At 41.4% G+C, this 15,013-nt stretch carries 14 protein-coding genes and 1 tRNA gene; 8 read left to right on the plus strand and 7 right to left on the minus strand.

Going from position 1 to position 15,013, the window contains the following annotated elements; genetic code table 11:
* The first annotated feature begins 334 nt into the window (after positions 1 to 334).
* A complete protein-coding gene (locus ACH0AB_RS04780; protein ID WP_406877381.1) occupies positions 335 to 2,431 on the plus strand; it encodes a catalase in 2,097 nt (698 codons plus the stop codon).
* A gap of 57 nt (positions 2,432 to 2,488) precedes the next feature.
* On the opposite strand, the gene ACH0AB_RS04785 is transcribed toward ACH0AB_RS04780, so the two are convergent.
* Positions 2,489 to 2,579 (minus strand) — tRNA-Ser (locus tag ACH0AB_RS04785).
* A 126-nt stretch (positions 2,580 to 2,705) separates the two neighbouring features.
* Between ACH0AB_RS04785 and ACH0AB_RS04790 the strand changes: the two genes are divergently transcribed.
* Positions 2,706 to 3,641, plus strand: a complete 936-nt coding sequence (locus ACH0AB_RS04790) for a DNA/RNA non-specific endonuclease (protein WP_406877383.1) — start codon at positions 2,706 to 2,708, stop codon at positions 3,639 to 3,641.
* Between the two features lie 200 nt (positions 3,642 to 3,841).
* Positions 3,842 to 4,273, plus strand: coding sequence for a DUF2147 domain-containing protein (locus ACH0AB_RS04795; RefSeq protein WP_406877384.1), 432 nt, complete (start codon positions 3,842 to 3,844; stop codon positions 4,271 to 4,273).
* Positions 4,274 to 4,417: 144 nt separating this feature from the next.
* Here ACH0AB_RS04795 and ACH0AB_RS04800 read toward each other — a convergent pair whose 3' ends face one another.
* Both ACH0AB_RS04800 and ACH0AB_RS04805 read right to left on the minus strand, forming a co-directional pair.
* Entirely contained in the window at positions 4,418 to 5,743 is a 1,326-nt protein-coding gene (locus ACH0AB_RS04800) for an ammonium transporter (protein ID WP_314027252.1), read from the minus strand.
* 122 nt (positions 5,744 to 5,865) lie between these two features.
* Positions 5,866 to 6,204 (minus strand): P-II family nitrogen regulator, encoded by a 339-nt coding sequence (locus ACH0AB_RS04805; protein WP_201665146.1) that lies wholly within the window; start codon positions 6,202 to 6,204, stop codon positions 5,866 to 5,868.
* 716 nt (positions 6,205 to 6,920) lie between these two features.
* Here ACH0AB_RS04805 and murD point away from each other — a divergent pair.
* Positions 6,921 to 8,324: a UDP-N-acetylmuramoyl-L-alanine--D-glutamate ligase gene (gene murD, locus ACH0AB_RS04810; protein WP_406877453.1), complete on the plus strand. Its 1,404-nt coding sequence runs from the start codon at positions 6,921 to 6,923 to the stop codon at positions 8,322 to 8,324.
* Positions 8,325 to 8,361: 37 nt separating this feature from the next.
* On the plus strand, positions 8,362 to 9,570 hold the full coding sequence (gene ftsW / locus ACH0AB_RS04815; protein ID WP_201665145.1) for a putative lipid II flippase FtsW: 1,209 nt from the start codon (positions 8,362 to 8,364) through the stop codon (positions 9,568 to 9,570).
* Here ftsW and gluQRS read toward each other — a convergent pair.
* The 4 genes from gluQRS to ACH0AB_RS04835 form a co-directional block, all read right to left on the minus strand.
* Positions 9,567 to 10,529, minus strand: coding sequence for a tRNA glutamyl-Q(34) synthetase GluQRS (gene gluQRS / locus ACH0AB_RS04820; RefSeq protein WP_406877385.1), 963 nt, complete (start codon positions 10,527 to 10,529; stop codon positions 9,567 to 9,569). The genes ftsW and gluQRS overlap by 4 nt on opposite strands.
* Positions 10,522 to 10,959 (minus strand): RNA polymerase-binding protein DksA, encoded by a 438-nt coding sequence (gene dksA / locus ACH0AB_RS04825; RefSeq protein ID WP_007115815.1) that lies wholly within the window; start codon positions 10,957 to 10,959, stop codon positions 10,522 to 10,524. The genes gluQRS and dksA overlap by 8 nt, the downstream gene beginning before the upstream one ends.
* 225 nt (positions 10,960 to 11,184) lie before the next feature.
* Positions 11,185 to 12,012: a metallophosphoesterase gene (locus tag ACH0AB_RS04830; RefSeq protein WP_406877387.1), complete on the minus strand. Its 828-nt coding sequence runs from the start codon at positions 12,010 to 12,012 to the stop codon at positions 11,185 to 11,187.
* Between the two features lie 180 nt (positions 12,013 to 12,192).
* On the minus strand, positions 12,193 to 12,651 hold the full coding sequence (locus ACH0AB_RS04835; RefSeq protein WP_406877388.1) for a Fur family transcriptional regulator: 459 nt from the start codon (positions 12,649 to 12,651) through the stop codon (positions 12,193 to 12,195).
* A 324-nt stretch (positions 12,652 to 12,975) separates the two neighbouring features.
* Here ACH0AB_RS04835 and ACH0AB_RS04840 point away from each other — a divergent pair, with 324 nt between their 5' ends.
* From ACH0AB_RS04840 to atpE, 3 genes are all read left to right on the plus strand, one after another.
* A complete protein-coding gene (locus ACH0AB_RS04840) occupies positions 12,976 to 13,377 on the plus strand; it encodes an ATP synthase subunit I (RefSeq protein WP_406877389.1) in 402 nt (133 codons plus the stop codon).
* Positions 13,378 to 13,846: 469 nt separating this feature from the next.
* Positions 13,847 to 14,722, plus strand: coding sequence for a F0F1 ATP synthase subunit A (gene atpB / locus ACH0AB_RS04845; protein ID WP_007115819.1), 876 nt, complete (start codon positions 13,847 to 13,849; stop codon positions 14,720 to 14,722).
* A gap of 27 nt (positions 14,723 to 14,749) precedes the next feature.
* Complete coding sequence (gene atpE, locus ACH0AB_RS04850; RefSeq protein ID WP_007115820.1) at positions 14,750 to 14,992, plus strand: F0F1 ATP synthase subunit C; 243 nt, start codon at positions 14,750 to 14,752, stop codon at positions 14,990 to 14,992.
* Positions 14,993 to 15,013: the final 21 nt, after the last annotated feature.

Below are 15,013 nucleotides of genomic sequence, written 5' to 3' on the forward strand. Positions count from 1 at the left end.
ACTCAGAAGTGAAACTCCAATGCGCCAATGGTAGTGTGGTTCGCCCATGTGAGAGTAGGTCATCGTCAGCTCCCTATCCCAAAACCACCCTCTTTATTCGTTTAAAGGGGGTGTTTTTTTGTCAAAATAACATGCAGTATTAAGATGTTAATTTTATTCTTTTTATATATGCTGCATTAATAACCTACTTGTTACATAGCTTTACGCATTTTCACACTGTAAATTTTTGAATCCTATATACTAATTACATCAATGTCGATCCTTTTTTAACCTTAGGCGAACATTTGATGTTTTCTAAAAAATTACAAATATAATTAAATATCTAGGATAAAAAATGACACAAAAGCCCGTTAAACCAGAGCCAAATATGAATATTCAGCAAGGCAATGCTGGTGAAACTCATCAGCAGGCTGATAATAATTCAACCAATTTGACTACGCAGCAAGGTATTGTTATTGCAGATAATCAGAATTCGCTAAAGGCAGGTCGCCGGGGTCCTGCATTGCTGGAAGATTTTATTTTACGTGAGAAAATTACCCATTTTGACCATGAACGTATTCCTGAGCGTGTTGTACATGCTCGTGGTACGGCAGCCCATGGTTATTTTGAATTAACCAAATCATTAGAGCAATTTACCACAGCTAAGGTATTAACAGAGGTGGGCAAGCAAATCCCATTATTTGCTCGTTTTTCAACGGTAGCCGGTGGTGCGGGATCGATTGATACGCCGCGTGATATTCGCGGTTTTGCCGTCAAAATCTATACAGAGGAAGGTAACTGGGATTTAGTGGGTAACAACACCCCTGTGTTCTTTATCCAAGATGCGATTAAATTTCCCGATATTATTCATGCTGTAAAAATGGAGCCTGATCGTGGTTTCCCACAAGCGGCATCAGCGCATGATACCTTTTATGATTTTATCTCGTTAAACCCTGAAACCTTACATAACTACCTATGGGCGATGAGTGATCGCGCTATTCCTCGCAGTTTACGCATGATTGAGGGCTTTGGTATCCATAGCTATCGCTTTATTAATACCCAAGGCGAAAGTGTGTTCTTCCGTTATCACTGGCGTCCACGTTTGCAGCTTCAATCACATGTGTGGGATGAAGCTGTGAAAGTTGCCGGTGCTGATCCAGACTATCATCGTCGTGATTTATTTGAAACCTTGTTTGAAAATGGTGACGAAGTTGTTTGGGACTTTGGTGTGCAGATCTTTACCCAAGAACAAGCAGAAAAATTCCCATTTGATCATTTGGATGCAACCAAATTAATTCCAGAAGAATTAGTCCCTGTTGAAATCGTGGGTAAAATGGTATTAAACCGTTATCCCGATAACTTCTTTGCTGAGACAGAGCAAGTGGCTTTCTGCCCAGCGAACATCGTCCCAGGTATTGACTTTAGTAATGACCCATTATTACAAGGCCGTTTATTTAGTTACCTAGATACCCAGTTGTCACGTTTGGGCTCACCAAATTTTGCCCAGCTGCCAATTAATGCGCCAAAATGTCCATTCCATAATATGCAACGTGATGGCCATATGCAGATGCAAATTCCTAAAGGTCGGGTCGCTTATGAACCACAAAGTTTAGAATCAGAAAAACCGCGTGAAAATCCGTCAATTGGGTTTAAATCATTTACAGATGATTTAACTCAAAATAACGATGCGGTTAAAGGTCGTATCCGTGCAGAAAGCTTTGCAGACTTTTATAGTCAGCCGCGTATGTTCTATCGTAGTCAAACCCCTATTGAGCAGGCGCATATCGCTTCAGCGATTGTGTTTGAGCTTTCAAAAGTTGAAACACCCTATATCCGTGAACGCATGGTTGCGCAGTTGTTAACGGTTGATGAAACATTGGGTAAACGCGTGGTCGATGGTTTAGGCATGAAACCAGTGCCAAAACCGATTGAGCCGACGGTTCCGGTGCAAGATTTGCCATTATCGCCGGCTTTGCAGTTGATTGGCAAAGCCAAGCCAACGCTTGAAGGTCGTAAAGTGGCTATTTTAGTCGCAGATGATTCAAATGCAGAAATGCTTGAAAAATATAAAGCGGCGATTACCGCAGCAAAGGCAACACCCTTTATAGTAGCACCAAAAATTAGTATTACGTTAAACAATGGTGAAACCATTGCGGCTGACGGTCAATTGGCGGGTTCACCTTCTGTCTTGTTTGATGCAATCGTGAGTATCATTATGCCGGAGCAAGCGAAAAAGTTAGCCAAAATGAGTGAGGCGATTGCGTGGTTTAAAGACGCGCACGCCCATCTAAAAGCGATTGCTTATTGCGGTGCGACGGATGAATTTATTCTAATTCCTCAGCACATTGAGAAAGATGCCAGTGTGGTGGCTTTAAAGGAAATAGATACCTTTATTGAGAAGGCCAAATCGCGTGAATGGGATCGTGAGCCTAATGTGCGTGATTTAGCATAACTGATCAACCCAGCAACAAAAAAGCTAGCTTAATAATAAGCTAGCTTTTTATTTATTTGGCGGAAACGGAGGGATTCGAACCCTCGATACGCTATTAACGTATACACACTTTCCAGGCGTGCGCTTTCGACCACTCAGCCACGTTTCCAATCGAGTTGCAATTCCAAAATATAGGTAATCGCAAAACGGACGCCTATTTTACCCAAAATAATGCCAAATGTCATGTATAATTAATCAATTTTCATCGATGGCTAGAGTTGGTAAGTTATAGCGTATGAGTTGTTATCAGCGTTTTTCCCACAAATCACTGTCACAGACACTAGTAGCGATGGGTTTATCCCTATTGCCTTTATGGGCACATTCAAGCACCGCTTTAGATTATCGCAAACAGCACCTCAATCAATGCGGCAATACCTATGCTAACCAACAAAGTCCGCAGCCACTCTCGAATCAACCACTTGAGATTTATTACCTATGTCTAAATGGCTTTGCTGTGGGTTATTCGTCACTGAGTAAAACTGCTTTGTGGTCAGCAGAGTATTTGACGCGAGCGCGTATTGAAAAAGCGAGTGAGTTATCTAGGGTTGATAATTTTCACGAGGAAAGTCAGCTGCCTAATCGGGTTAAAGGCTATTTAGCTGATTATCGTAACGTACCTTATGATCGTGGGCATCTAGCGCCCAATGCAGATATGAGTACGCTTGAATCACAATATGACAGTTTTAGCCTTGCCAACATTGTACCGCAAAATCCCGTCAATAATCGTAGCACTTGGCGAGACATTGAGTCCCGTACTCGTTATCTAGCGATTAAACACAACCGTATCTATGTGGTGACAGGGGTGGCTTTTATCAGTAATCGGGTTAAGAAAATTAATAACAATATATTAGTACCCAGTCATCTGTACAAAGCGATTTATATTCCAAGTCTACAACAAGCAGGGGTCTATTTTGCACCTAATGATGATAGTCAGCGGGTGGAAATCATTAGTCTGGATGAGCTTGCGGTAAGAATAGGCGTGGATGCCATGCCAGGGTTATCAGGGAAGGTACAAAAAACGGCAATGACGCTGCCTATTGATGATTATTCACCAGCTACAAAAAATAAAAACACGCCAAAATCAGAACCCGATAGTCAGCAAATTTTATTAGTCTTAGTTAATTTAGTCTTGACTATTTTTGAATGGATAATCAGCCTATTTAAATCCTAAAAATGGTAATTATATATAAATGACTGATTAGTCAGTTTAAGCTTTTGGAATTTTTTAAAAAAATAATTACTTAAAAATCAGTAACTTAAAATTAAAAAAATGGATAATTTTACCCTGTAAGGATGTAGAAAACTATTAGCAACTTTTGTGTATCAAAAAATATCTTTACCTCAAAACCATTTTGGCTATAATGATTGTCAATGGCACTGCATCTCACTTCCCTTACTTTTTTGCAGTGCGCTACAGAAGGAACTGTTATGAAAATTTCTCTTAAATCAATCAGCGTTGGTGTTGCTCTTTCTACTTTAAGTGTTGCTGCTATGGCTGCCGATCCAATCGTGGGTACTTGGCAAACTTATGAAGACAATCAACCAAAAGCCCAAGTTCAAATCTCACAAACAGGTAGTACTTTCACCGGTAAAATCGTTGCGGGTAATACTGAAAAAGCAAAATCTTTTGTTGGTAAAACTGTGTTAACAGGCGTTAAAGCAACGGGTAATGGCAAATATGCGGGTAAAGCAAAAGACCCACGTTGGGGCTTTGGATTAGGCGCAGATATTTCAGTAAGTGGTTCAACCTTGACTTTATCTGTTCCAGTCAAAGGCAGCCAAACTTGGAAAAAAATTAAATAATCGCTACTGATTTGAAATCTCAAAAAAGCTAGATATCACTATCTAGCTTTTTTATTTGTCTAATCCCAAGTTTTGTAGAGTCTTTTAGTATGCTTATATAAAAAAATAGGCTGATTGAATCAGCCTATGTTTATCATTGTTTATCTATTCGATACGTTCACCATGTACTGCTAAATCAAGACCGGTGTATTCATCTTCATCAGTGACACGTAAGCCCATGGTTAATTGAATCACTTTAGCAATAATGAAAGTCACAATCGCGCAGTAAATGATAACCGCAAACACGCCTTCTAATTGTACCCATACTTGACCCATAGTGGATAAAGCCAGTGGTTTGCCAGTGATAGCAGGACTCACAAAGACACCTGTCAATATGGCACCGACGATACCACCAACGCCATGCAATCCAAACGCATCCAAGCTATCGTCGATTTTTAACAGACGTTTGAGATAGTTGACTGCATAAAAGCAAACCAATGAGGTGATGATACCAATCGCTAATGCGCCTGCTACCGTCACAAAACCTGCCGCTGGGGTGATACCGACTAAACCCGCCACTGCGCCTGATGCACCGCCCAATACAGAGGCTTTACCACGCACTAATTTTTCGATGGCAAACCAAGTCAATGCCCCTGCCGCTGCCGCTACTTGCGTGACGAGTAGCGCATTACCTGCCAATGCATTTGCCGCCAACGCACTACCGCCATTAAAGCCAAACCAACCTACCCAAATCAAACCCGTACCAATTAAGGTTAAAGCCAAGTTTGAAGGTGCCATTGGGTCACGGTTATAGCCATTGCGTTTACCTAAAACAGCCGCTAACACAATACCTGCTACACCGGCATTAATGTGCACGACCGTACCGCCTGCAAAGTCTAGCGCACCATCTGCCATTAACCAGCCGCCGCCCCAAACCCAGTGGCAAATCGGTGCATACACCAATAATACCCAAAGTGCAGTAAACACCATGAAGCTACTAAATTTGATACGTTCAGCAATCGAGCCTGCTAAGATTGCCACTGTGATAATGGCAAAGGTCATTTGAAAAGTGACAAATAACAGGGTGGGCACGGTACCGGTTAAATCACCCAGCCCGATATTAGCTAACAATGCGTTATCGAAACCGCCAACAAATTGATTAAAATCGCTGCTACCAAACGCCAGCGAATAACCCAACACAATCCAAACAATAGATACTAATGCTGTGGCACCATAACTGTGTGCCATCGTCCCTAAAATATTCTTTTTGCGTACCATACCTGAGTAAAACAATGCCAACCCTGGAATAGTCATTAGTAGCACTAATGCAGTCGAAATTAATACCCAAGCGGTGTCGCCCGCATTTAGCGTAGGCGTGTCAGCAGCATGAGCCACCAATGGAGATAACAACAATAACGATAAAATTGATTTAGTAGATACTAGTGGCTTTGAAAATTTGGCAAAAGCTGCCCTTGTAATGACGGCATTCATCGTAACCCCCTTAAAATTATTTGAGATAGTCGTTAAGCTGCTTGATAGGTCTGCGTTAATGTTTAAAGGATGGTCGACTTTAAAAGTTAACAAGCGTTGCCACAACGACAGTCATGATAGTGTTAGATAGCATTAGCGCCCGTTTCACCAGTACGGATACGAATCACTTGTTCTAATGGTGATACAAAGATTTTGCCATCACCGATTTTGCCCGTGCTAGCCACGCGAGTGATAGCTTCAATCGCTGTATCAACCATTTCGTCAGTCACTGCAATTTCTAACTTAACCTTCGGTAAGAAATCAACCACATACTCAGCGCCGCGGTACAATTCAGTATGACCTTTTTGACGGCCAAAACCTTTTACTTCGGTAACAGTGATACCTTGAACACCAATCTCAGAGAGTGACTCACGTACATCATCTAGTTTGAACGGTTTTAAGATAGCCGTAATTAATTTCATAATAGTTTCCTTTTAAGTGCCGCTTATGGTTGGGTTAGTTACTAGCTGCTGCAGTGGCTTAATAGCGATTACCCTAAACAGCATTCGTATAGCGTGTTGAAAATGGTAGTTTCGATAATTCAAAAGATATGCCAACTTTCAGAAATGTCCTATTTTTAAGGGGGTAAAAAATATAACTTATTGAAAATAAAGCAAAAACTTTTTTGTGGCTTCAATGCGACCATCACACAGAAAGCGAAATTTTATTATAACGAAAAAATAAAAATTCCTCTAATTTAAATCAGTTATTGCACCAAAAAGGTTATTTGTGTGCGATTAACGATTTTGTAGATAATTTTGAGAATTATTTTAATGATGAGCGATAAAAACAAAATAATTGCACTAAAAAGGTGCATTTTACTGGCTAAAATCGTTAACTTTGTTGGGTAATATAAATAAAAAGTATATCCGAATCACAAAAATCATGGCATTTAAACCGCCTTTTATTGCTGCCACTACAAAACATGAAAACTCACATTTAATCGCAAAACTTTTTGTCATAAAATGGTATGATAGAAAACATTTTTTAGCTTATGCGGCAAGTATTGTTACTGCATTATCTAGCGGTACCTTTATTTAAGATTTAAGTATTACAAGTTTAAGTATTACAAGGAATTCTCGTGAGCCAACTCTCTGCCACTCAATCAGCCGTTTCACCTGCTTCAACCAACCAAAGCATGCCATCACAATCGAGCATGATTCAACGTGGCAATGGATTACAAGTGGTGGTTGGACTTGGCAAATCAGGCTTGTCGGCGGTCAACTATTTACACGCGCTTGGCTACCCCGTAGCTGTCACCGATGCTGGTCTGCCCACACTTGCCGAGCACTTGCCAACCGATATAGTTACCAAATTTGGGGCATTAGATGCCGAGCTGTTGTCGGTGGCAGATCGCATTATCATCAGTCCTGGTATTGACCCTTATTTGCCGGTGTTTGATGGCGCACGTGCGAAAAAAATCACGATTGTCAGTGATATTCAATTGTTCCATGAGGTAGCTAAACAGCGACATATTCCGATTATTGCGATTACCGGCTCTAATGCCAAAAGCACTGTCACCACCCTGGTTGGCGAGATGGTCAAAAATGCGGGGTTTAAAGTCGGTGTCGGTGGTAACTTGGGAACGCCCGCGCTTGATTTGCTACTTGAGCCCATACAGATGGCGGTGCTTGAGTTATCCAGTTTTCAACTACAGACCACCACCAATTTAGCCGCCAAAGTAGCCACCGTGCTTAACATGTCGCCTGACCATCTAGATCGCCATGGCAATATGCTCGGCTATCACCAAGCCAAACACCGAATATTCCAAGGCGTGCAATCCATTGTGGTCAACCGCGAGGACTTGCTTAGTCGCCCGTTGGTAGCCGATGATATGCCCACCATTAGCTTTGGTAGTAACGCACCGGATATGAATCAGTACGGATTGATAAAAGATAGCGATGGTGAAATCTGGCTAGCACGGGGTCGCGAGCGGTTACTCAATGAAAAAGACGTGCCGATCAAAGGCGAACATAACTTGATGAATGCGCTATCAGCCTTAGCAATTGGCGAGCTAGCAGGTCTACCGTTAGACAGTATGTTAACCACATTAAAAAACTTTGTCGGGCTGCCCCATCGCTGTGAATTTATCACGACCACCCATCAGCTTGATTGTTTTGACGACTCCAAAGGCACCAACATTGGCTCGACCATCGCGGCAATTTTGGGGTTAGGTAAAGTATATGCACCCAAAGGCAAAAAACTCGCGGTGATTTTGGGTGGGCAAGGTAAAGGTCAAAACTTTGCTGAACTGGCAAAACCCCTGATGGATTATGCGCAAGTGGTGTACTTTATCGGTGAAGATGCCGATAAAATCGCGGCTGATTTGGCATCAGCCGGTCTAGATACTCAAAATTCTGCAGGGATTGTGTTAACCAAATGCCAAACTATGGAACAAGCGGTCAAGCAAGCTTGGCAAGACCAGTCAACATTCCCCGCTTTAGGCGTATTATTGCTATCACCTGCTTGTGCAAGTTTTGATCAGTTTAGTGGCTATGTGGAACGTGGACAAGTTTTTCAACGCTTAGTCAAACCACAATAATCATTCGCTACTGTATTTTTAATATTTAGGTTGTGTTATGCCCGCGCCCCATTCGACTTCTTCGTCACTTTCTTCATCCCTCTCAGCTAACAGCGCTTCTACTAAGAAAAGCCGGCAGTGGATTCCGCCCATCAATTCGGTGCTATTAACCACGGTGGCAACCATTATGGTATTTAGTCTGTTGATGGTGGCGTCCGCATCAATACCTTTTGCACAAACCAAAAAGCTGGGTGATTTTTACTTTTTTTATCACCAACTGGCGTACATGGGAATCGGTGCAGTTCTTGGTTTACTGGTGTATTTTATTCCGCTTCGCAAGACGTTTCGCTTAGATTTTATTATGTATGCGCTGCTGGCTTGTCTTTTGCTGATTATTTATACCCTAATCGGTGGGTCAGTGATTAACGGCAGTAAACGCTGGATTGAATTGGGTGGTATCAATTTTCAGCCCTCCGAATTGGCAAAATTGTTGATGATTTTGTACACTTCAGATTATTTGGTGCGCCGATCAGAAGAAATTCGTAACCATTGGAAAGGCTTTTTGCGGCTAACACTGATAGCCATGGGGCTGATCTTATTTATCATGTTGCAGCCTGACTTTGGCTCGGTGGTGATTATTGCAACCTGTATTGCAGCGATGATTTTTGTCGGCGGCTTACCCATGCGCCAGTTTTTTATCATCATGGGTGCCATGTTTTTGGCAGGCACCATGGCGATTATGGGGGCAAGTTACCGACTAAAACGGGTAACCTCGTTTTTAGATCCGTTTGATGACTTAAAAAATAGTGACTATCAGCTAGGTCGCAGTATTGTAGCCTTTGCCCGCGGTGAATGGTTTGGTGTCGGTTATGGGGAAAGTATCCAAAAACTCTCCCATTTACCGGAGGCGCATACCGACTTTTTACTAGCAATTACCGGCGAAGAGTTAGGCTTAGTAGGTGTGTCGTTTTTACTGGTGTTACAAATTATTTTAGTCACCACGGTTATGCGCATTAGCTACCAAGCGTTAGCACGGCACCAAACACGCTTAAGCTATTTTGCGTTTGGGGTTGGGATTTTGTTCTTTGGACAAATTTTTGTTAATGCCGGCATGACCATGGGGATGCTACCTACCAAAGGGTTGACCATGCCATTTTTTAGCTATGGTGGTTCTTCTATGGTAGTTAATCTGATTATCGTCGGATTGTTGATGCGAATTATCAAAGAAAGCCCAACGATTCCTGCCAATCAATGTCGTTATTATTAATGGGTTGCCAAAAGATTTTGTAAACTATCGACTTCAATACGCTGTTTGCCTTGCAGCGGCGTATGATCCCATTGGCAAACCGCCTGCTCGAGCATCGTGGTCGGTTTATCCATCTCAACTGGCGGCTGTTGTAATAATTGCAACGCCGTCTTAATAAGTTGTGGTGCAGGGTAAGAGCGAATCGGCTCTGCGAGCGTTTGTTTAGACAGTTTTTGCCCTTGTGCATTCACCAAAATAGGTAAGTGATAGTAGTGTTGGTTAGCGGGAAAATTTAAATACTCCGCAATGACCATTTGCGGTATCGTTAATAGTAATATATCCAGACCCCGCACGATTTGATTGACACTTTGTTGCGCGTCATCAATTACCACTGCAAGCATATAATTAATCATGCCTTTGTTGGCGATTGACGTATTTGAGAAAGACCGCCCAATGCGCCGCCTTCTGACCACAATATCACCCTGTTCTCGTTGCGGATTGCCTGAAATCACACCTTGCAGCTGATCGAAAAAAAGCATTGGGTTATTTGGCATCACTAAGCGAATGGCATGATCGCGCGATAGCCGCTTATGGACACAGATTCTAGGATAAGGGTATTGGGCATTGGGGTGGGCGAGTTGATAAGCTTGCAGGGATTTACGACTGCAATCACAGCCATAACTTAAAGCTTTTAGCTTCTCATCCAATAACGCGTGATATGTGTCTAGGTGTTGCGACTGGTAGCGAATGTTACCATCCCAGTGCAAACCTAATCGCTCCAAATCTGCTAAAATCAAATTGCTAAATCTTGGATGACAGCGCTCAGTATCAGTATCTTCAATGCGTACCAGCCACTTGCCTTGCGCTTGCTTGGCGATACAGTAACTGGCAATAGCCGTCACCAGTGACCCCAAATGCAAAGCTCCCGTCGGAGAGGGAGCAAAGCGTCCAATAACAGGAGACGGTGATAAATTAAGCATGACCCCATGCTTGTTTTTCTTTAATCTCTGATAAGGTTTTGCAATCGATACATTGGGTTGCCGTTGGACGGGCTTCTAAACGACGCACACCAATCTCCACACCGCAAGTCTCACAAAAACCGTAATCGCCACTGTCAATCTCGGCAATCGATTTATCAATCTTGCGAATCAGTTTACGCTCACGGTCACGCGTGCGCAGTGCCAACGCAAACTCTTCTTCTTGGGTGGCGCGGTCATTAATATCAGGCATTGCCGTTGATTCATCTTGAATATAAGATTTGGTTGATTCAGCTTCGCTAATTAACTGCTCTTTCCAATCTAATAAAATTTTTCTAAAATGCGCAAGTTGTGCGTCATTCATATATTCTTCTTCAGCCGCTGGCTGATATGGGGTAAAGCTTAATTCACGTTCATTTTGGGCAGATGCCATAGCTAATTCCTTTAAAAACCGATAGTGATACAATTTTAAGTTTACAATTTCATTACGAGTTCAGCACTTAAGCCAATGACATCGCGTTATTAACGCTTTAAACACTGCAATTCGCCAGTATATGAAATCAAACTAAAATAAACGCTAAAACCTTAATAAACAAGCTAACCAAACTTTCACGACATTAAGTTTATGAACATAAGTTCAACAACCATGAAAAATTAGTCAGATAGTATCTGTTCTTTTGATACCAGTTGCAAGTAACCCATTGTTATATAAATTTATCCAACGTAAACCAGGCGCAATTTCGTCAATGGTATAGTCTTTACACAAGGGCTTAAACTGTAGACTGGTCGATGGGCAGCCGAATACCGATGTCCCGTAGTTAATCTTATGCATTTCTTGGTGAATATGACCGACAAATATAGCTTTAATGCGGTCTAGATACGGCATTACCACTTCCCAAAAACGCTCAGAATTTATTATAGTGTACTTATCAAGCCATGTGGAATCGATTAATACCATCGGATGATGACAAAAAATTGCACAAGGCCGATCGGCATTCGCTAACTGCTGCGCTAGCCACCGCAATGACTGCTCATCAAATTCCCCATGACTGTGCCCCTCACAAGAAGAGTCTAATAACAATAAGTCCCAATAATCGGTGGCAATACTATAGCGGTTTTGCAGGCGAGAATCTGCTTTGACTGGCAAATGACGGCGTTGGGCAAAGGGTAAATGACTATCCAGCTCTAGGGTCACATCATGATTGCCCGGGATAGCTACAAAAGGAATATTGATGTCGTCTAAGGCTGCAAATAAACGGTCATAATTTTGCTGAGTAGGTTCTTGACATAAATCCCCCGTCAGTACCAACAAATCAACATTATCGCGCTGTTGTTTGACCAAGGATAATACCGATTCAAATGTGTCTGCGGTATTAACACCATTCATTAACTTATTAGGGTCATCAAAGAGATGCAGATCACTTAATTCAATAATTGAAAAGTAATCGGCATGGTGTTGTGATATCGAACTTGGCAGTAACGTCACTCAGTTATCCTTAGAATAATGACGGTAATCGTGGCAGTACAACTTTATCAAACAACGGTTAATTAACTAAAGTTAATTAAATAAGGCATGTTTTATATCACAAATACTCATAATTGACAAACACAATAGCAAAATAATTTTTAGCCTATCTTCATTCAAATAATTGGATAAAATAGGGAACTATTGGCAGCGCTCACAAACACCTGAAAGCTCAATAATACTCGATTGGGTGGCAAAATTGGTCGATTGCTCAACCTCAGTTAGCATGGTCTGGATAGATGGGTGGCTAAACTCTTGCACCTCGCCACAGCATCGACAGACCAAAAAAGCGGCAACATGGCGATCGGTGGGCTGAGAACAAGCAAAAAATGCCTTACTAGAATTTAATTGGTGAATCAAGCCATGTCTGAGCAAAAACTCCAAACTACGGTATACGGTTGGCGGTGCGACGACTTTTTCGCTCGCTGATTGCAGTAAATCCAATAATTCATACGCCCCAATGGGCTGCGAGGCAAGTAGAATCAAACGATACACTTGCTCTCGCAGCGCAGTAAAACGTAAACCTTGCGCTTGGCAATCTTGTTTTATCTGAGCAATCTGTGCTTCAACCTGCTCAGGCGTCATTTGTGGCATAGACATAGATAGGTGGCGACAATTTGCGTCGTAACTATTGGCTGATTGAATAGAATTTCCAGCTGATTGTATAGAAGGTTGGGGCATATCAATAAAATCATCAATAACTATCAAATTACTTTAGCATGAAAACCGCATAATTTGTCTGAGAAATTAGCGATTCGGCTATAAAAATACCGGGCAATATAACAAGTCTAATAACACACTATTCATAATGACTGGCGATTAACATCAGCATAGATAAAACAACCTTTAGCCAAATTTTTAATCAAGATTCTGCTATACTACTTTTATCATTCCTGCCCACAATCAGCTAGCCCTTATTTTGCTATGTCAAAACCTGCCAAGCCATTTGACCCACAGTCTATCCAACAGTCCATCAACAAGCAGTCATGGCTGGTACTTGGGCTAGTTGCCATCGGTATTGTATTAGATGTTTGGCAAGGCAATAGCCAGTATGTGGTGAGTAAAAATTTGCTAGCCGGTAGTGTGCTAGGGTGGGTGAGCCAAATCATCTTTGCTAAAATTTCCTTGAGCAAATCGGGCTATCAGCAGCGTCGTCAAATTGTTCATCGTTTTTACCAAGCGCATATGGCAAAGTGGGTATTGACCATTATTGGATTTGCACTGATTTTTCTGCTGTTAAAACCGCTAAATGCCCTTGCGGTATTCGCTGGCTATTTAGCGTTGCAAATCAGCTATATCATCATCACTTCTCAAAAATCAGGGTAAAAATAAAGGCCTTTTACATTTATCTCGTAATCCTGGAAATAACCTAAACTAAATCACAAATAAATCTATTTAATCCTTTACAAAAAGGTAACAGTTGAATTAATATAGTGAAAATTTTTTGAAGGTGCGATTGCTCAGCGCTAATTGGCTAAAAAGAATTAGTTTTCAAGCAATTGCATATATGTTTTACTGATGACCCACTTATTTGAGTCAAGCAAAACACAGTAGGTCGATAGCCTATATTATTACGTTGATAAACAATCCGTTTATTCACGGTTCATCACCTCAGTTAAGCAGATTGCTTAAACGCCTCGATGTGCCTTTGACGTCATGTTTGCACTTCTCATTGAGTATCATCAGCTCAGTTAGATACGATTATAGTGTTAAGTTACAAATTTTTGTGATTAGACAAAATATCTGACGCTAACTCCCTCTATTATCGGCTCAATATAAAAAAGAAGTTAAGATTATGGCAGAAGCAAACGCAGAAATTACTTCAAATGAGTATATCAATCACCACTTGACAAACTGGACTTTCGGTAATCACCCAACAGAAGGTTGGATAGTTGCGGAAACCAAACAGCAAGCTTCTGAAATGGGTTTCAATGCGATTCATTTAGACTCAATGCTGTGGTCGATTGGTTTAGGGGTGCTTTTTTGTGCCATTTTTTATATGGTGGCAAAAAGAGCGACCTCGGGTGTACCCGGCAAAATGCAAGCTTTTATTGAAATGATTGTGGAGTTTGTTGATAGTAACGTTCGTGATACTTATCATGGCACATCAAAGGTTATTGCGCCATTAGCACTGACTATTTTTGTGTGGATTTTCTTGATGAACTTCATGGATCTTCTGCCAGTTGATTATTTGCCTGTCATTGCACAAAAAATTGGTGGTCTGCTAGGACATAACCCACACCATGTTTACATGAAAGTCGTACCAAGTACTGACCCAAATGTGACGCTTGGTATGTCGTTCTCAGTATTTGCACTGATCATTTTTTATAGTATTAAAGAAAAAGGTTTTGGCGGTTTCATTGGTGAATTAACCCTTCATCCATTTAGCGCAAAAAACCCAATCGCTAAAATCTTATTGATTCCAGTGAACTTTATCCTAGAGTTTGTAACTCTAATCGCAAAACCTATCTCACTTGGCTTACGACTTTTTGGTAACATGTATGCAGGTGAATTAATTTTTGTGTTAATCGCCCTTATGCCATTTTGGATTCAATGGGTGTTATCAGTACCGTGGGCAATCTTCCACATTTTAGTAATCACTTTGCAAGCGTTCGTTTTCATGATGCTAACCATTGTCTATCTTAGCCTTGCATCACAAACTGAACATTAATTTCAAAACAGTAATGAGGATACATCAATGACTCTAGAAGGTATGACCGTTCTTGCCGTTGCTTTGCTAATCGGTTTAGGTGCACTAGGCACAGGTATTGGCTTTGCAATCTTAGGTGGCAAATTCTTAGAGGGCGTCGCTCGTCAACCAGAACTAGGTTCACAATTGCAAACTCGTATGTTCATCGTGGCAGGTCTTCTTGACGCCGTACCGATGATCGGTGTTGGTATTGCAATGTTATTGTTATTCGCAAATCCTTTAGCAGGTTAATAGGTACACTATCAGTACAAT

This window comes from Moraxella sp. 179-F 1C4 NHS (assembly GCF_045370505.1).
Lineage (GTDB): Bacteria > Pseudomonadota > Gammaproteobacteria > Pseudomonadales > Moraxellaceae > Faucicola > Faucicola tetraodonis.